The sequence below is a fragment of the Streptococcus infantis genome (assembly GCF_047464615.1).
Classification (GTDB): Bacteria; Bacillota; Bacilli; order Lactobacillales; family Streptococcaceae; genus Streptococcus; species Streptococcus infantis_Y.
In genome coordinates this window covers 120,116-138,007 of sequence record NZ_JASHBO010000001.1, presented here as the reverse complement: position 1 = coordinate 138,007, position 17,892 = coordinate 120,116, and the positions used below count along the sequence as shown (strand labels likewise).

Sequence of the window (17,892 nt, the reverse complement as noted above, 5' to 3'; positions counted from 1 at the left end):
GAACATATGAAATTAGAGTACGGGACAAAGTCCCAAGAATTTGATGCAAGCGGAACAGCATCAGCGACTAAGGTCACGCTTGTCAACTCAGATGGCGCTATTGTGCCTATCTTGCTACCAGCTGATAAAATCGGTTTGTCAAACACAGAGCTTTTCGAGCTTGCTCTGGAGGCTCTCTATCAGGAGAATTTCCCACAGCGTGCTGAGAAGGAGAAATTTAACCAGGTAGAAGCTCAGTTGCAACAAAACAAGGAAATGGCAGCCAAGGTGGAACAAGCTACCACTGAGAACAAGGAAAATCTTGATACAGTCTCAGCTATCACTGAAGTCTTGGTTGCCTTGGGCATCTCTCAAAATGGAGGAATGCCTACCTACGCTTACGCAAAAGTAGCAGCGTTTATCAAGCCTCTTGTCAAAGGTACACGATACTCGAACGGTGATATCGTATCCATGCCTTATCCATTTGAGACAAATGCTAAATGGCCAAAAGGAACCAAGACTATTTTCAAGTTTCAAATGCAAGCCACAGAGGGCTACACTTGGAAAGAACAGGCTCTTGCCGAGATGCTGCAGCAAGGTGTATTGACCATTGTCATGCCACAGATTGATTAGAAGGAGGGCATATGCGAGACTTACCACTACATGAACTTATTGAACATCTGAAGAACCTCTCATCCAGTCCGTACATCCATATCTTTTTTTGGCTCATGATTTTGGATATTGTAACGGGATATGTCAAGGCCTTTAAAACTAAGCGATTTGATAGTAAGATTGGCACTATGGGATTGATTCGTCATTTCGTAGTATTCACTGTCATCTTACTTGTTGCGATGTATGCTCGTTCGCTTGGTGTTCGTCCGCTAGGAATTACCTGGACGATGTTCTTCATTGCTAACTATCTAGGCTCGGTACTTGAGAACTGGGAAGCGATTGGTTGGGCATTCCCTGAGTTTTTAAAACCGTACATCAACCAGATCAAGAAGGACAATGCTAGAAAACTAGGTCAATTACTAGTAAATATTGACCAGAAAGACAAATTTGACGAAAAGGAGAAATAACATGAATCAAATCACAGAAATTATCACAAACGGAGCAGTTAGCATCCTTGTCATTTTGGCAGGAGTAGCAGTTAAGGCAGTCAAGGAATATCTCGTCAAAAAAGGCGGTGAAAAGACCATCAAGATTGTTGAAATCCTTGCTAAAAATGCGGTCAATGCCGTGGAGCAGGTCGCTTCTGAAACGGGCTATAAAGGTCAAGAAAAGCTGGAGCAAGCTCGTGATAAAGTCAGAGCTGAGCTCGCCAAATATAACATTAGTATGACAGATAAGGACTTAGACACATTTGTCGAGTCAGCGGTTAAACAGATGAATGATAGCTGGAAGGGAGAATGATTATGGCAGTAAACATTGAAACAGCTATTGCTTGGATGCGTGCACGACAAGGTCAAGTATCTTATAGTATGGATGACCGCAATGGACCTGACTCTTACGATTGCTCAAGTTCAATCTACTACGCTCTATTGAGTGCTGGAGCCGTATCAGCAGGTTGGGCGGTCAATACTGAGTATGAACATGACTGGCTCAAAAAGAACGGATATGAGCTCATCTCTGAGAACACTCCGTGGGATGCTCAGCGTGGGGATGTTTTCATCTGGGGTCGTCGTGGCTATTCTAGCGGAGCAGGCGGGCATACTGGCATCTTCGTGGATAGTGATAACATTATCCACTGTAACTATCGTTTCGATGGTATCACAGTGAATGATCATGACGATATTTGGCTCTACGCAGGACGACCTTACTACTATGTGTATCGCTTGACGAATTCATCTGCAGCAGCCGAAGAGGTCAAGAGAGGATGGCAACGTGATGATACAGGCTATTGGTGGGTTCGCGCAAATGGCTCTTATCCAAAAGCTCAATTCGAATATATCGAAGAAAACAAATCTTGGTTCTACTTCAATGAATCAGGGTATATGTATTCTGAGAAATGGCTGAAGCATACAGACGGCTATTGGTACTGGTTTGACAAGGATGGCTATATGGCCACGTCATGGAAGAAAATCAATGGAAAATGGTATTACTTCAATCGTGACGGTTCAATGCAGACCGGCTGGATCAAGTATTATGATAACTGGTATTATCTTGATCCTACAAACGGAGACATGAAGTCTGATTGCTTCATTCGCTATAATGACGGTTGGTATATGCTTCTTCCTGATGGCCGATTGGCTGACAAGGCTGCATTTACAGTGGAGCCTGATGGGCTCATCACTACAAAATAAAATAAAACAGAAAGAATCAAAAATATAGTGCACTAGACCGCAGGCAGTAGCTTGCGGTTTTTTTGTTTGGTCTGACCTAAAATGTGGTATAATATAGCTGATAATCGAATATCTACCCACTTTCAAAATGCTAGCGGCAACTAGTGTTTTTTGTTTAAAAAAGGGGCAAAAAAGGGGCATAAGGTCTAAACTTTTGTATTTTTATGGTAAAAATAATATGTATTTTGCAACGCATAAAGGCTTATTTTAAGCCTTTTTAGGTGTATATTTGTTCATCTATATAGTGTTTTGCAATTACTCTTAAATAAGAGGCATATACCAATTAGAATTCGGAATACTATAGTATCAGCCTTTTAGAATCGTGAACACATTTTAGAAACTGATAAATTAATTTAGTTTCCTGCCAAAAACCCTACCAAAAATTAATTTGGCAGGGTTTTTCTTTTTAATAAAATTATTTTGGAGAACAGTTGAATATTGTTCTCCTTTTTTTATTTTATGGAGGGAAAATGACAAAAGAATTACAATCATCACGCTATATTGTCATTTCATTTTTAGTACGTGAAATGGGAATTGACATTGTTGAAGCCATCTCTCTTATGGCTGAATTAGAAAAAAGTGGCTTGGTTCGATTGGAATCAAGTGGAGATTTAATACTCAAAGAACTTGGAGGAGCGCTATGAAACGAATTACCGCAAATCAATACCAAACTTCAGAAAGGTATTATAAATTACCTAAAATTCTTTTTGAAGATGAGAAATATATGGATATGAAACTAGAAGTAAAGGTGGCTTATTCTATTTTAAAAGATCGTTTAGAATTATCTCTCAATCGTGGTTGGATAGATGAGGAAGGCGCGGTCTATTTAGTATTTTCTAATTCTAAACTGATGAGGCTGTTGGGTTGTTCGAAGTCCAAATTACTGTCCATCAAAAAGACTCTTAAAGAATATGACTTAATTGATGAAGTTCAACAGACTTCAAGTGAGAAAGGAAGACTAGCTAATAAGATTTATTTAGGGGAATTATCTTCTACCCCAGTATCTATTTCTGACAGGCCTAGTGTTAAAAAGAGACTAGGGCAGGTTGAAAATGAAACGGCCCCCGTCTCATATTCAGCCCCTAGTGAGACTGAAGTTAGTGAGACTAAATATAGTGAGACTGATTCTTTATTTAGTGAGGAGGAGGATAGGAATACTCAACCTATCTTGAAAAGAAAAGTAGAGAAGGTCACAAAATATGATCGAGATTATATTTGTGGATTGGTGCAAGATCAATTTAGACGAGAGGGTTTTTCTGAAACAGCCAGTGAAATTGCTATGACTGATTTTGAGAGAATCTATCGGTATGCTCTAGATAATGTTCGCTTTGTTAGACGAGCGGAAGTGCTTGCTGAATTTGTGTTTAATGGCTTGTATTCCGTTTGGAACAACCGTGTTAGAAAAGGAGGTGGTTAAATGTCGTCAATCGAGTGGATATTAGTTATGCTCATTGTCATTTCAAGTGGAGTGACAGTTCTGACAATGATAGTCGATAAGAAAGGGGTGATAAAGAAATGAGATTTATTGATTTATTTTCAGGTATCGGTGGCTTTCGACTTGGAATGGAAAGTGTCGGACACGAGTGTATTGGATTTTGTGAGATTGATAAATTTGCTAGAGAATCTTATAAGTCCATTTTTCAAACGGAAGGAGAAATTGAATTTCATGACATACGAGATGTTTCAGATGACGAATTTAAAAAACTTAGAGGGAAAGTCGATGTCATCTGTGGGGGATTCCCTTGTCAAGCATTTTCAATCGCAGGAAGACGATTGGGATTTGAAGATACTCGAGGAACTTTGTTCTTTGAAATTGCTCGGGCGGCCAAACAAATCAAACCACGTTTTCTTTTTCTTGAAAATGTTAAAGGCCTACTCAATCACGATAAGGGACGGACGTTCACCACAATTCTTACCACACTTGATGAGTTGGGGTTTGATGTTGAGTGGCAGGTGCTTAACAGTAAGGATTTTGGCGTTCCCCAAAACAGAGAGAGGGTGTTTATTATCGGACATTCTAGAAAGAAAGGTACCAGACTCCTATTTCCTTTCAGACGAGAAGGTCAAGCAACTAACTCTGAGACTTTAAAAACACTAGGGAATTTGAATCCATCAAAAAGTGGAATGAGTGGAAAAGTCTATTATTCAGAAGGTCTTGCACCAACCTTAGTTCGTGGAAAAGGAGAAGGATTTAAAGTTGCGATTCCTTGTATGACACCAGATAGATTAGACAAGAGACAAAATGGTAGACGCTTTAAGGAAAACCAAGAGGCGATGTTTACTTTAAATACTCAGGATCGTCATGGTATTGTCGTTGTTGGAGATTTACCAACTAGCTTTAAGGAAACTGGTCGAGTTTATGGAAGTGAGGGGTTATCTCCAACACTGACTACAATGCAAGGTGGAGATAAAATTCCCAAAATACTAATTCCAGAACCAATCAAATTTCTAAAAGTACGGGAAGCAACGAAAAAAGGATACGCTCAAGCAGAAATAGGAGATTCAATTAATTTGGAAAGACCAAGTTCTCAGTATCGTCGTGGTAGAGTTGGAAAAGGTATAGCTAATACGTTAACAACTAGTGGACAAATGGGAGTAGTAGTTGCTAGTTATGAAGGAGAAGATAAACAAGTTTATCATGTAGCCGGTGTATTAATAGATGGACAATTTTACCGTCTGAGGATACGACGAATCACTCCTAAAGAGTGTTTTCGCTTGCAGGGCTTTCCTGATTGGGCTTTTGAAGCTGCTAGAAAAGTCTCTAGTAATAGTCAGCTCTATAAACAAGCTGGTAATAGTGTAACCGTTCCTGTGATTGCCGCAATCGCAAAGAAATTAAAAGAAATAGAGGAAAAAGATGAAAGCATTAAATAAAGAATCAATACTAGATTGTGATGAATTAGAAACAGAATTACATGATGCAGAAATCAAACAGCTGGATGAACAATTATTTTTGATACCCAATTATCCATGTGAGTTTGAAGTAACATTTTTAGATGATTACCATAAAAAACACAACTACCCACTATTTTATGAGTCCTATCTTCAAAACGTTATGGAATTCCTTGAAAGTCAAGACATAAAGAATGGGGTTGATGCCTTTGTAGATGATCATCAAAATCTCGTTTTTATTTTATATGGACAAGGCTATCGAGCCGAGGGAAAAGAGGGAATACTTACAACCCAAGTAACTGTAAAAGCTTCTGATGAAGATAAGAATCCGATTAACTTCTCAAATTTGTTAGATTCCTTAATTGTCTCAGAATATCAAATGGAACCGAATCTTTTGGAGGTCTCCCATGATTGATCTCTATCTAAGTAAAAATTGTCATAGAAATCAACTTCTTTTGGATTTCTTTCAAAAGTATGGCATAGAGGTATCTTGTCATTCAGTTTCTGAAATGACAAAGGACAAATTAATTGAGATGATGAGCTATTCTTCAGATTGTTTTGAGTTTTTATCTCCCAATTTATTACGATTTAAGAATCGAGATAACCTCAGATTAACAGATTTCATCGAAATGATATTAAAAAATCCTGAACTAACCATCAGACTTCCTCTTGCGGTTTCAAATAAGCGAGTTTATCCAAATCTGAATCTGGAAGAGGCTAGAGCTTTATTGCCAAGAGATACGAAACAATTGATTTACATGGCACAAACACATTATTTATCTAACTAAAGGAGAAACAATATGGCTGAACGATTTTGGGAGAACTTGTCCATTATTTTGGCTGAAAGAAATATCAGCTGGATTGAGTTAACCAGAAAAATGTTTGCGGGAGAGTTTCACTATCCAAGTGAATTGAATCGTCTGTATCAAAAAATTCGCCACTATAAGATGGAACAACGAATGCCTCAAAGTCCATGGGTAGAAAGGATTGTGCAGGTATTAGATTTAGATTATGAAGATTTATTTCGGAGGTAACTATGAAAAGAATAATTCCAGTTTATATATTCCAACAAGTAAATGTCCTATTGGTATCCTTATACTTACTGAAATTTCTTTGTATCGGTGAGTTAACTATACTACAGATTCTCTATGGAGCGTCGCTTATTTCTTTTTTATGGATGTATGGTAAACGAAAACAAGTGGTCAAGGTCAATATGAAAACTAGGATGAAATGGCTTGGTATTGGATTCGTTAGCCTACTGATTATAAGTCTATGTTTTAGTCTGATTCATGCTCAAGGAAGCACGAATCAAGCAAACTTAATTGGGCTTCAACATCAAGTTCCTTGGTTTTCATTTTTATTGTTCTTAATCAATGCGAGTATGGTTGAAGAATTTTTGTATCGAGAAATTTTATGGAACTTGGTTAGAAAATTAGATATTCGAGTTGCTTTGACAAGTGTTTTATTTGCCTTAGTACATCATCCAGGAACCATTCTAGCTTGGTGTTTGTATGTTTCATTGGGAATGTTTTTAGGGATAGTGCGCTATAAATCGGACTTATGGGGCAGTATGGGGCTACATTTGGTGTGGAACCTACTAGTTTATAGTTTGCAGCTTTTTTAAAATAGGTGACCTGATTTTTAGGTAACTTCTAAAACTAACTTCCAGTTTCCCACATCCTAGCTTTTAGTATGAGAAAAACGCGTGAAATCAGTGGAAATTCGTCTTAGACTAACTTCCACTGGTTTTCTTTTTCTTGATATATAAGGGTTCAAAAGCGAAAAGACTCAGAAAAAGGTGCACGACAAATAGCTCTAAACAGAGTCGTCTTAGAGTAAATTTCAGTTGCTAGCGTTTAGTGTGAAACTTTTTGAATCAAACAAACTATTGCATAACAAATAAAAAAATGGTAAAATTAAAGCGCTTTCGGAAGTAAATATATTAGTGAAGTGAAAACCATGAAAAATTAGCAAAAGTTGTTATATTGGCTAGTTTATTATCAATTGGTCTTTTCAATCCAGTGTATCTGTTGTGATAGTCACTAAAAGTTATCGGTATGATTGTAACACCTACTATAAGTCTAGTATGAATTACCACAGACATAGCTATATTAACATCTCGTCGTGATCTCATTATGAAATATAAAGTTGGTTCTGACGGAATTTATATCGTTATGAGATCATAATCTACTACAGCGTAGGTTATTAATCTCTAAAGAGTGAGAAAAAGGAGGACTGTATATGATAACTCTTACTCATGTGACCTTAAAAACGCGACAAGTCATCTTACAAGATGCGGATTTCACCTTTAAAAAAGGTAGAATTTATGGTCTTCTTGCTATCAATGGTTCTGGAAAGACGACCCTGTTCCGCGCCATTAGCAATTTAATTCCTATAAGTAGTGGAAATATCGCAGCCCCTCCTTCTTTATTTTATTATGAAAGTGTTGAATGGCTGGATGGAAACTTAAGTGGGATGGACTATCTTCGCCTTATCAAAAACATCTGGAAGTCAGGTCTGAACTTGAGGGATGAAATTGCCTACTGGGAAATGTCTGACTATATCAGCCTTCCCATTCGCAAGTATTCCTTAGGCATGAAGCAACGCTTGGTGATTGCCATGTATTTCCTCAGTCAGGCCAAATGTTGGCTCATGGATGAGATTACAAATGGCTTAGATGAGTATTATCGACAGAAGTTTTTTGATAGGCTAGCACAAATCGATAGATAAGAACAGCTGGTTCTTTTAAGTTCCCACTATAAGGAAGAGTTGCTTGATGTCTGCGATAGAGTAGTAACCATTCATCAGGGGCAAATAGAAGAGGTTTAGTTTATGAAAGATGTTAGTCTATTTTTATTGAAAAAAGTTTTCAAAAGTCGCTTAAACTGGATTATCTTAGCTTTATTTGTATCTGGACTCGGTGTTACCTTTTATTTAAATAGTCGGACTGCAAACTCACACAGCTTGGAGAGCGAGTTGGAAACCAGTCTTGTAAAAGATGAGAGAATCATCAATGATTATGAAGAGAAACTCTCCCAAATATCTGATACCAGCTCGGAGGAATACCAGATTGCTAAAGAAAATTTAGACTCGCAAAAAAATCTTTCGACTCAAAAGACAGAAATTCTGACTTTATTAAAAGAAGGGCGATGGAAAGAAGCCTACTATTTGCAGTGGCAAGATGAAGAGAAGAATTATGAAATGATATCAAATAACCCGACTATTAGCTCTGACTTTAAAATGGCGGTTGACCGCCAACGAAAGATTTACCAAGCCCTGTATCCCTTGAACATAAAAGCACATACTTTGGAGTTTCCGACCCACGGGATTGATCAGATTGTCTGGATTTTAGAGGCTATCATCCCAAGTTTGTTTGTAGTTGCTATTATTTTTATGCTAACGCAACTATTTGCAGAAAGGTTTCAAAATCATCTGGATACAGCTCAGTTATATCCTTTTTCAAAAGTGGCATTTGCCATGTCCTCTCTTGGAGTTGGAGTGGGCTATGTAACTGTGCTGTTTATCGGAATCAGCGGATTTTCTTTTCTAGTGGGAAGTCTGATAAGTGGTTTTGGACAGTTAGATTATCCCTACCCGATTTATAGCTTAGTGAATCAAGAGGTAACTATTGGGAAGATACAAGATGTGTTATTTTCTGGCTTGTTCTTAGCTTTCTTAGCCTTTATCGTCATTGTGGAAGTTGTGTATTTAATTGCTTACTTTTTCAAGCAAAAAATGCCTGTCCTCTTTATTTCCTTAATTGGGATAGTTGGCTTATTGTTTGGTATCCAAACCATTCAGCCTCTTCAGAGGATTGCACATCTGATTCCCTTTACTTACTTGCGTTCAGTGGAGATTTTGTCTGGAAGATTACCTAAGCAGATTGATAATGTCAATCTAAATTGGGGCATGGGGGTGGTCTTACTGCCTTGCACGATAATTCTTTTGTTAGTGGGGATCTTATTTATCGAAAGATGGGGAAGTTCACAGAAAAAAGAAATTTTTAATAGATTCTAGTTTTCCTATAGGGAAAATAAGTAAAAACTAACATAGAGAGGGAATCAACTTGATTCTCTCTTTTTTAGGAGAAAATTCAAATGACTTATACTTTGGAATGGCTAAAGACTTTTGATGGACAGATTGATATTCTCAATGTTAAGATGGATTGCTTGGCCAATACTATTGAGAAAAATGTTTCTCAGTACAAATATATTTATCAGACAGTTATGGAGAACTGTCCTGAAATTATTCTATCAGTCCCAAACTCCTCCATTCCTCATCTATTAGGATTATCTAGAGAATATCGGATTACTTCTTCTTTATAATAGCTGGTCTGTCTTACGTATGGATTAATTTTGAAATAAAAAAACTAAATGAATTGATTTAAAAGAAATAAAATGCTAACATATATAGTAGGTGTTAGCATTTTATTTCTAAGAAAGGAGAATGATATGGTTGATAAAAGAGAGAAACTGATGAACTCTTTCAATCAGTATGGTTTTTTAACTTTTAAACAAGTAATAGATAAAAATTTACACTACAAAACCCTATTAAAAATGGTTGCAGAAGGAAAAATCGATGCTGAAGAAAAAGGGTTATATCGCTTACCTGATATTTATTTAGATGAGTGGTTTGTCCTTCAGTATCGATTTCCAAAGGGAATCTTTTCTTTGGAGACAGCACTTTGGTTACATGGTTTATCTTTGACTATCCCTTTTAACATGACGATGAGTTTTCCTTATGGTACGAATACCAAAAACATTAAGGAAGCAGATATATGTCCTATTATTTTACGCTCTCACTATAGTGAAGGAATTATTGAAATAGAGCGCCTTCCTGGTCAATTTATTAAAGTTTATGAAGTTGAGCGAGTTTTGGTTGAATGTCTAAGACCAGTTCATCAGGTGGATCTTCAAATTATTGCACCAGCGTTTAAAAAATATTTTCAACAAAATAAAATTCATTTACACAAATTATTTTATTATGCCCAGCTATTTAAAGTAACTGATAAGTTACAATCTTATACGGAGGTACTATCTTAATGTTTTCAAATGCGAATAGCTTTAAAGCAAAAATCAAAAACATTTCAAAAGATAAGGGAATTCCAGCTCAACAAGTACAACAACATTATTTAATTGAGCAAGTGTTAAAGCTGATTTCTACTAGTTCTTATAGAGATTCCTTCATTGTAAAAGGAGGGTATCTAATAGGTCAAATGATTGGACTAGATAAGCGAACCACAATGGATTTAGATGTCACTCTGAAGGGAACCGAAATGAGCAGAGAAAATTTGATTCATATCTTTGAAGAGATTCTTTGTTCTAAAACTGATGGATTTTCATTTTCAGTAGATAAGCTAGAACCTATTCGCCAAGATGATGAATATGGAGGATTTTCATTAAAATTAAATGCAACTTTTGATACATTAAAGGAGGTTGTTTTTATTGATATTACTACTGGTGATAAGATCACACCAAGAGAAATTACTTATTCAATGACTTCTATCTTTACTAATGAAAGCATCAAGATATGGACATATAATCTAGAGACTGTACTTGCTGAAAAGTTAGAAACGATCATTAGTAGGGGATTAGCTTCGACACGCCCACGTGATCGATATGATCTTTTCACCTTGTATAAACTTAGAAAAGAAGAGATTAATCTTGAAGTATTAAAAAATGCACTTGAGAATACGGCAGAAAAACGTAAAAGTAAAGATACTATTTATAATTGGGAAGAACAAGTGAGAGGAATTGAAATTTCTGATTATCAGAAAGAGCTATGGATTCGTTATCAACGCCAATTTAAGTATGCTAAAGATATCTCATTTGATAACTCTGTTCAGGTTATTAGGGAAATTATGCAACAAATATTTTAGTGCAAAAGTAACTCATTCGTAAAGCAGTGAGTTGCTTTTTTTATTCCAACAATCTCAAAAATGTGATAAAAATTTCAACTACTCTTATCTATAATAAAGTTACCTGTTCTTTGAAAATTGAATCCACTCCGTCTTGATTAGCGTGCCTGTGTAAGTAGGGACTGAGAGTATTTCCCTGTGAAGGGCAACTGGCACAAGACGTGTGTGAGAATTTTCTAACAGACACGGAGTTTATCGTTACCAGACTCAAACGATGCGACAAACTAGATAAAGGAGTTAATCATGAAGGTAGTAAACTTGTATGATTTGAAACAAATGGGAAATAAAGGTGGTTGTACCATCCAATTGATTCATCACTTTCCCTTTGGTATGGGCTTAGGACATCTCAAAAAAGACTACATTGAATTTAAACGTGTTGGTATCTTTGATGGGAAAGCAGTAGAAGTCACTCTTCGAGAACCTTATTCGAGAGATCTACTGCAGGTTGTCAAGTCGATTAAGCAACATCAGAAATTGATAGCTTATCGCTATAAAGAAGGAAAACTGCTATTTGTTAAGAAGGAGGCGTCAGATGTCCTCTGAACAACAGGAACGAATGGCAGTTCAATATGCAGAGCGTAGTCTTTTATTTACTGTAAGAAGTCTCTTAAAGATTCTAGAATGGTCTAGACGTCAGGCTTTAGCACAGGATTCCGCCTATAAGATAGGTGTGCAGAAATTAGAAGAATTGCTACAATCTCCCTATGCGATTGATACGATTAATCTGAAAAAAGATTTTTTAGACAAACCAATTGATATAGAGAAATTTAAAGCCTTTTTAGAAAAAGAAGAGATTCCTTTAGCCATCGCTTGGCAAGGGGATTCTCTGCATTTCTACACGAAAGACCGTTCGATTCTAGACAATCATTTAGACCATCTGCTAGAAAAAATGGTTAATGATCCGGAGAAATTAGCTGATTTTACCATGGATAAGTCATTAGACGATGCAATTGATGAGGCTAAATCCCAAATTACCTTTAGACAAGAAGGGACCGTCAAACAGAAAGAGATGGTGAGATGATGTACAGTGGAAAGAAATTCCTACTATTCTCACTGTTAGGCATCTTACTAGGCTATCTTTTTCATCGTTTGACGCTTTTGTATGATTCCTATACTGGAAATAGCTTAAATAAATGGACTCATCTTCTGATGGAGGGTCAAGATGAAGTTCTTCAGTCGCCATGGAATATTTCTTTTACTGGAAAATCAAGTGCTTTTTTTCTACTAGGCTTTGTGATGATGCTGCTGGTTTATCTCTATTTAGAGACTGGAAAAAAACAATACCGAGAAGGGGTAGAATACGGGAGCGCCCGTTTTGGAACTCTAAAAGAAAAGAAGCTCTTTTACGGTAAGGAATTTTCTCATGATACGATCTTAGCACAAGATGTTCGTCTGACATTATTAGATAAAAAACCAGCCCAATATGATAGGAATAAGAATATTGCGGTGATTGGAGGTTCAGGAAGTGGGAAGACATTTCGCTTTGTGAAACCCAATCTTATTCAGATGAATAGTTCTAATATTGTAGTTGATCCTAAAGATCACTTGGCCGAAAAAACAGGCAAACTCTTTTTAGAACATGGCTACCAAGTAAAGGTGTTAGATTTAGTCAATATGAAGAACTCAGATGGCTTCAATCCTTTTCGCTATATAGAGACAGAAAATGATTTGAATCGCATGCTGACGGTTTATTTCAATAACACCAAAGGCTCTGGCTCCCGTAGTGATCCATTTTGGGATGAAGCTTCTATGACTTTGGTACGAGCTTTAGCCTCCTACTTGGTCGATTTCTATAATCCACCCAAAACAAGAGAAAAGCTCATAGAAGAAAGTCGTTTAAGTCAAAAGGAATACCAAAACTTGTTGAAACGTCAAAAAAAAGAAGTGGAAGAGCGAAAAAAACGAGGGCGTTATCCAAGTTTTGCTGAAATCTCAAAACTCATTAAACACCTATCCAAGGGTGAAAACCAAGAAAAAAGTGTCTTAGAAATTCTATTTGAAAATTATGCTAAAAAGTATGGAACTGAAAATTTTACCATGCGAAATTGGGCAGATTTCCAAAATTATAAGGATAAGACTCTGGATTCTGTTATAGCTGTAACCACTGCTAAATTTGCCCTCTTCAATATTCAAAGTGTCATGGATTTGACCAAAAGAGATACCCTTGATATGAAGACATGGGGCCAGGAAAAATCGATGGTTTACTTAGTTATCCCAGATAACGATAGTACCTTTCGCTTTCTTTCAGCCCTCTTTTTTTCAACCGTATTTCAAACTCTAACAAGACAAGCAGATATTGATTTTAAGGGTCAATTGCCTCTTCATGTGAGAGTTTACTTAGATGAGTTCGCAAATATCGGAGAAATCCCAGATTTTGCTGAACAAACCTCAACAGTCCGTTCTCGAAATATGAGTCTCGTTCCCATTCTTCAAAATATTGCCCAACTTCAAGGGCTCTATAAAGAAAAAGAAGCTTGGAAAACCATTTTGGGGAACTGTGATAGCTTAGTCTACTTAGGTGGTAATGATGAAGATACCTTTAAATTTATGAGTGGGTTACTCGGTAAACAAACCATTGATGTTCGAAATACTAGTCGTTCCTTTGGCCAGACAGGTTCAGGATCCCTTTCTCATCAAAAGATTGCTCGTGATTTAATGACACCTGATGAAGTCGGAAATATGAAACGACATGAATGCTTGGTTCGAATTGCCAATATGCCTGTCTTTAAAAGTAAAAAGTACAATTCCATTAAGCATCCAAACTGGAAATACCTAGCCAATAAAGAAAGCGATGAACGGTGGTGGAACTATCAGATCAATCCTTTGAATCAAAGTCAGGAAAATCATCTTGAAGGCCTTAGAATTCGTGATTTAACTTTTGAATCTAGTTTAAAATAAAAATAGAAAAGAGGAAATAGATGATTACGCATTTTAAAGGTTTTGTTTATGGAGTAGACGCAAGTGCTATGTTTGCACAAGCTATGTCTTTGTTACAGAAGGGATTGATTGCAGTTGGTGCCTTTCTCGTTGTTGTGGGGATTGTCAATCTTGCAACCAACATTAAAGATGGTGGACCAGGTGTTCGGAATGCCATTCTTGAAATTGTCGGTGGAGTTATGGTAGGGGCTGCTGGAGCCTTTGTAACCCAGATTTCAATTTAGGAGGATAAACAATGACATGAATCTTAGTTTAGTCTCACCCTTTGTTTACCTTGCATCTGAAAAAATATCAGCTGAAAATTTATTTGAAGGGTTTAATGTAGATTTACAATCTACGGTAGATCTGATTAAATCTCTATCTAGCTACAATCCAACTGTTTGGACTTATATGTCTAGTATTACTAAAAGTGTCATGCAGCCTCTTGGAGTTGCGATTTTATCAGTTGTTCTCATCTTAGAATTTTCGAAGATGGCAAAGAAGATTGCTAACTCAGGTGGAGCGATGACCTTTGAAGCATTAGCGCCGATGTTGATTAGTTATATTATGGTCGCAGTTGTAATTACCAATACTACCGTGATTGTAGAAGCCATCATCGGGATTGCGAGTCACGCCATTGAACAAGTGGCCTCGATTGTGGCTCACGGTGGGGCAAAGTATGATACAATCTCTGGATTAAAAGGTTCAGGATTTATTGGCCGGATGATTGTAGGCTTTTTCGCCCTCCTCATTTGGCTTGTTCGGATAGTAAGTGCAGCCATGGTCAATCTTTTGGTATCCATTCGATTTATTCAACTTTACCTTATGATTCCATTTGCCCCTCTTACGATTCCAACATTTTTAAGTGATGAGTGGAAGTCTATTGGTATTGGCTATTTAAAAAATATTATGGTCTATGCGGTACAAGGGGTTCTTATTTTTCTGATTGTCTCTCTTGTTCCTTTGTTTGAATCTGCTGGGAAAATAGCTGTTTCAAATGGTGCAGGAGTCTTGCAATCACTTGCGATTATGTTTGGTAGTTTAATACAAGCTATCTTACTGATTATTGCCCTCGTTGGTTCTCAACGTACGGCTCGCTCAATCTTAGGTATGTAATTAGATAAAGGCTAGGAAGTGAATGCTTCTTAGCCTTTTTAGAAAGGAAAGTCATGAATACACGTGTCTTTAAAGACATCTCAAAATACCAACACAGGGCTTGGTTAGGCTTCACTACAAGGCAAATCATCTTTGTTTTACCAGCCTTTATTGTCACAATTATTGTTTTGGGTTTGAATCTCTTTTTCTGGCAATTTGGAGATTGGTTTGTTTACGGTTTTGTGTTTGCTTTTACCATCCCCCTCATGCTTTTTGGAGTCTATAAACCCAATGATTTATATTTTGAACATTATTTGAAATACCGTCTTCATTTTGAACTAACGGTTCCCCTACGCACAATTACAGGAAAGAAAGGACCTGAACATGAAAAGAAAATCAAATACATTAAAGAAACAAAAAACTTCAATGACTAATAAAAAGGAAGAAGTTAAAGGGAAAAAAGAGGAAGTGTTACCCTCTACGGCTAATACTCTTTCCTATCAAGCCCTGTATCAAAATGGTCTGATGCAGGTAAAAGAAGATTATTTCTCACAAAGTTATTTACTTGGTGATGTCAATTACCAGACCGTTGGTTTAGAAGATAAGGGCTCAATCATTGAGAAGTATTCTGATTTGATTAACTCTTTAGACGACCAAACCAACTTCCAATTGACCATCTTTAATAAAAGATTGAATTTAGAAAAGTTTAGACAAAGTGTTTTGTATGAGGAAAAAGAAGATGGATATGATACCTATCGTAAAGAATTGAATCGGATGATGAATCAGAATTTAGACAGTGGTGAAAATAATTTTTCAGCTGTGAAACTGATTAGCTTTGGTAGAAAGGATTCTAATCCCAAACAAGCCTATCGTTCCTTGTCCCAAATAGGAGAATATTTCAAGAGTGGTTTCTCAGAAATTGATGCACGATTTGAATCCTTGGCTGGAGAAGACCGTGTCAACTTGTTGGCCGATATGCTTAGAGGAGAACACCATCTTCCTTTTTCTTACCGTGATTTAACGAGATCTGGTCAGACAACTCGTCACTTCATAGCACCTAATCTCTTAGATTTTAAAAACAAGAATTACCTACAAATCAATGACCGCTTGTTGCAGATTGTCTATGTCAGAGACTACGGTATGGAGTTAGGAGATCAGTTTATCAGAGACCTCATGCAAGGAGATTTGGAATTGATTGTGAGCCTTCATGCTCAAAGTTCGACCAAGGCGGATGCCATGAAGAAACTACGAACAAAGAAGACCTTGATGGAATCCCAAAAGATTGGGGAACAACAAAAACTTGCTCGTACAGGTATCTATTTGGAAAAAGTAGGTCATGTATTAGAAAGCAATATCGATGAAGCTGAGGAACTCTTAAAAACCATGACAGAGACAGGAGATAAACTATTTCAAACGGTCTTCTTGATTGGGGTTTTTGGTCAGGATGAAGAAGAACTCAAACAAGCCCTAGACACTATTCAACAAGTGGCCGGCTCAAATGACCTAATGATTGATAAACTACCATATATGCAAGAAGCAGCCTTTAATAGTTTGCTGCCATTTGGTTGTGATTTTTTAGAGGGAGTATCACGGAGTTTATTAACATCTAATGTAGCAGTGAACTCACCTTGGACTTCAGTAGACTTACAAGACCGTAGTGGGAAATATTACGGTATCAATCAAATCTCAAGCAATATTATTACCATTGATCGCAGCCTATTAAATACACCGTCTGGTCTGATTTTAGGGACATCTGGAGCTGGGAAAGGGATGGCAACCAAGCATGAGATTATCACGACCAAAATCAAGGAATCTGGTGAAAATACTGAAATTATCATCGTGGATCCAGAAGCAGAGTACAGTGTTATTGGACGGGCTTTTGGTGGAGAAATGATTGATATTGCGCCCGATTCCCAAACCTATCTCAATGTCCTTGACTTGTCTGATGAAAATATGGATGAAGATCCTGTAAAGGTAAAATCAGAATTTCTTTTATCCTTTATCGGCAAGTTATTGGATAGGAAAATGGATGGGAGAGAAAAATCGATTATCGACCGAGTTACCAGACTCACCTATCAGTCATTTAAAGAGCCTTCTTTGGAAGAATGGGTCTTTGTCTTGAGTCAACAACCAGAAGAAGAAGCGCAGAATTTGGCACTTGATATGGAACTGTATGTCGAAGGTTCTCTTGATATTTTTTCTCATAAGACCAATATTCAGACAGGATCTAACTTCTTAATCTATAATGTTAAAAAGTTAGGAGATGAGCTGAAACAAATCGCTCTTATGGTTGTTTTTGATCAGATATGGAATCGTGTCGTTCGGAACCAAAAATTAGGGAAGAAGACCTGGATTTATTTTGATGAAATGCAGCTTCTCTTACTAGATAAATATGCCAGTGACTTCTTCTTTAAATTGTGGAGTCGTGTCAGAAAATATGGAGCCAGTCCTACTGGGATAACCCAAAATGTCGAAACCTTATTGTTAGATCCAAACGGTAGACGGATTATTGCAAATAGTGAATTTATGATTCTCCTCAAGCAAGCAAAAAATGACCGAGAAGAACTGGTTCAACTCTTAGGCTTGTCAAAAGAACTCGAAAAATACCTTGTCAATCCAGAAAAAGGGGCAGGACTAATAAAAGCTGGTTCAGTTGTCGTTCCCTTTAAAAATAAGATTCCTCAAGGTACACAATTGTTTGATATCATGAGTACAGATCCTGATAAAATGGCTTCTAATTAAGGGGAAGGT

General features: G+C 37.0%; 21 protein-coding genes and 2 pseudogenes. All 23 read left to right on the top strand.

Annotation, left to right across the window (positions count from 1 at the left end; translation table 11 throughout):
- Positions 1-6 precede the first annotated feature (6 nt).
- The 23 genes and pseudogenes from QM450_RS00680 (at position 7) to QM450_RS00570 (ending at position 17,883) form a co-directional block, all read left to right on the top strand.
- The gene (locus tag QM450_RS00680; RefSeq protein ID WP_414319350.1) at positions 7-612 is read left to right on the top strand and encodes a DUF1366 domain-containing protein; all 606 of its coding nucleotides are present in this window, start codon (positions 7-9) and stop codon (positions 610-612) included.
- An 11-nt stretch (positions 613-623) separates the two neighbouring features.
- Complete coding sequence (locus tag QM450_RS00675) at positions 624-1,058, top strand: phage holin family protein (protein ID WP_060955027.1); 435 nt, start codon at positions 624-626, stop codon at positions 1,056-1,058.
- A gap of 1 nt (position 1,059) precedes the next feature.
- Positions 1,060-1,392 carry a phage holin gene (locus QM450_RS00670; protein WP_414319349.1) on the top strand — a complete coding sequence of 111 codons (333 nt, stop codon included), beginning with the start codon at positions 1,060-1,062 and terminating at the stop codon, positions 1,390-1,392.
- 2 nt (positions 1,393-1,394) lie between these two features.
- Positions 1,395-2,282: a peptidoglycan amidohydrolase family protein gene (locus QM450_RS00665; protein ID WP_414319348.1), complete on the top strand. Its 888-nt coding sequence runs from the start codon at positions 1,395-1,397 to the stop codon at positions 2,280-2,282.
- Between the two features lie 509 nt (positions 2,283-2,791).
- The gene (locus QM450_RS00660; protein ID WP_000159607.1) at positions 2,792-2,965 is read left to right on the top strand and encodes a hypothetical protein; all 174 of its coding nucleotides are present in this window, start codon (positions 2,792-2,794) and stop codon (positions 2,963-2,965) included.
- Positions 2,962-3,738, top strand: coding sequence for a replication initiator protein A (locus QM450_RS00655; protein WP_414319347.1), 777 nt, complete (start codon positions 2,962-2,964; stop codon positions 3,736-3,738). The genes QM450_RS00660 and QM450_RS00655 overlap by 4 nt, the downstream gene beginning before the upstream one ends.
- A 98-nt stretch (positions 3,739-3,836) precedes the next feature.
- Positions 3,837-5,195 (top strand): DNA (cytosine-5-)-methyltransferase, encoded by a 1,359-nt coding sequence (gene dcm, locus QM450_RS00650; protein WP_414287264.1) that lies wholly within the window; start codon positions 3,837-3,839, stop codon positions 5,193-5,195.
- Positions 5,179-5,628, top strand: coding sequence for a hypothetical protein (locus QM450_RS00645; protein ID WP_070889446.1), 450 nt, complete (start codon positions 5,179-5,181; stop codon positions 5,626-5,628). The genes dcm and QM450_RS00645 overlap by 17 nt, the downstream gene beginning before the upstream one ends.
- On the top strand, positions 5,621-6,001 hold the full coding sequence (locus QM450_RS00640; protein ID WP_138027049.1) for an arsenate reductase family protein: 381 nt from the start codon (positions 5,621-5,623) through the stop codon (positions 5,999-6,001). The genes QM450_RS00645 and QM450_RS00640 overlap by 8 nt, the downstream gene beginning before the upstream one ends.
- Before the next feature lie 12 nt (positions 6,002-6,013).
- A complete protein-coding gene (locus tag QM450_RS00635; RefSeq protein ID WP_000840776.1) occupies positions 6,014-6,247 on the top strand; it encodes a hypothetical protein in 234 nt (77 codons plus the stop codon).
- A gap of 2 nt (positions 6,248-6,249) precedes the next feature.
- Positions 6,250-6,837 carry a CPBP family intramembrane glutamic endopeptidase gene (locus QM450_RS00630; RefSeq protein WP_414319346.1) on the top strand — a complete coding sequence of 196 codons (588 nt, stop codon included), beginning with the start codon at positions 6,250-6,252 and terminating at the stop codon, positions 6,835-6,837.
- Positions 6,838-7,454: 617 nt separating this feature from the next.
- Positions 7,455-8,042 (top strand): annotated as a pseudogene (locus QM450_RS00625) (ATP-binding cassette domain-containing protein).
- 3 nt (positions 8,043-8,045) lie between these two features.
- Positions 8,046-9,230 (top strand): hypothetical protein, encoded by a 1,185-nt coding sequence (locus QM450_RS00620; protein WP_414319345.1) that lies wholly within the window; start codon positions 8,046-8,048, stop codon positions 9,228-9,230.
- A gap of 80 nt (positions 9,231-9,310) precedes the next feature.
- Positions 9,311-9,523 (top strand): annotated as a pseudogene (locus QM450_RS00615) (hypothetical protein); the annotation flags it as partial.
- 141 nt (positions 9,524-9,664) lie between these two features.
- Positions 9,665-10,255, top strand: a complete 591-nt coding sequence (locus tag QM450_RS00610; RefSeq protein WP_414319344.1) for a type IV toxin-antitoxin system AbiEi family antitoxin domain-containing protein — start codon at positions 9,665-9,667, stop codon at positions 10,253-10,255.
- Positions 10,255-11,091, top strand: a complete 837-nt coding sequence (locus QM450_RS00605) for a nucleotidyl transferase AbiEii/AbiGii toxin family protein (protein ID WP_000492399.1) — start codon at positions 10,255-10,257, stop codon at positions 11,089-11,091. Before QM450_RS00610 ends, QM450_RS00605 begins: the two co-directional genes overlap by 1 nt.
- A 282-nt stretch (positions 11,092-11,373) precedes the next feature.
- Positions 11,374-11,673, top strand: a complete 300-nt coding sequence (locus tag QM450_RS00600) for a hypothetical protein (RefSeq protein ID WP_003042486.1) — start codon at positions 11,374-11,376, stop codon at positions 11,671-11,673.
- Positions 11,663-12,151 (top strand): hypothetical protein, encoded by a 489-nt coding sequence (locus QM450_RS00595; RefSeq protein ID WP_414319343.1) that lies wholly within the window; start codon positions 11,663-11,665, stop codon positions 12,149-12,151. Before QM450_RS00600 ends, QM450_RS00595 begins: the two co-directional genes overlap by 11 nt.
- Positions 12,151-14,028: a VirD4-like conjugal transfer protein, CD1115 family gene (locus QM450_RS00590; RefSeq protein ID WP_275543570.1), complete on the top strand. Its 1,878-nt coding sequence runs from the start codon at positions 12,151-12,153 to the stop codon at positions 14,026-14,028. The genes QM450_RS00595 and QM450_RS00590 overlap by 1 nt, the downstream gene beginning before the upstream one ends.
- Before the next feature lie 20 nt (positions 14,029-14,048).
- The gene (locus tag QM450_RS00585) at positions 14,049-14,291 is read left to right on the top strand and encodes a hypothetical protein (RefSeq protein ID WP_000627865.1); all 243 of its coding nucleotides are present in this window, start codon (positions 14,049-14,051) and stop codon (positions 14,289-14,291) included.
- Positions 14,292-14,307: 16 nt separating this feature from the next.
- Positions 14,308-15,162: a conjugal transfer protein TrbL gene (locus QM450_RS00580; RefSeq protein WP_001054256.1), complete on the top strand. Its 855-nt coding sequence runs from the start codon at positions 14,308-14,310 to the stop codon at positions 15,160-15,162.
- Positions 15,163-15,215: 53 nt separating this feature from the next.
- A complete protein-coding gene (locus QM450_RS00575; protein ID WP_001097589.1) occupies positions 15,216-15,575 on the top strand; it encodes a PrgI family protein in 360 nt (119 codons plus the stop codon).
- Positions 15,526-17,883, top strand: a complete 2,358-nt coding sequence (locus tag QM450_RS00570) for a VirB4-like conjugal transfer ATPase, CD1110 family (RefSeq protein ID WP_414319342.1) — start codon at positions 15,526-15,528, stop codon at positions 17,881-17,883. Before QM450_RS00575 ends, QM450_RS00570 begins: the two co-directional genes overlap by 50 nt.
- The last annotated feature ends 9 nt before the right edge of the window (positions 17,884-17,892 follow it).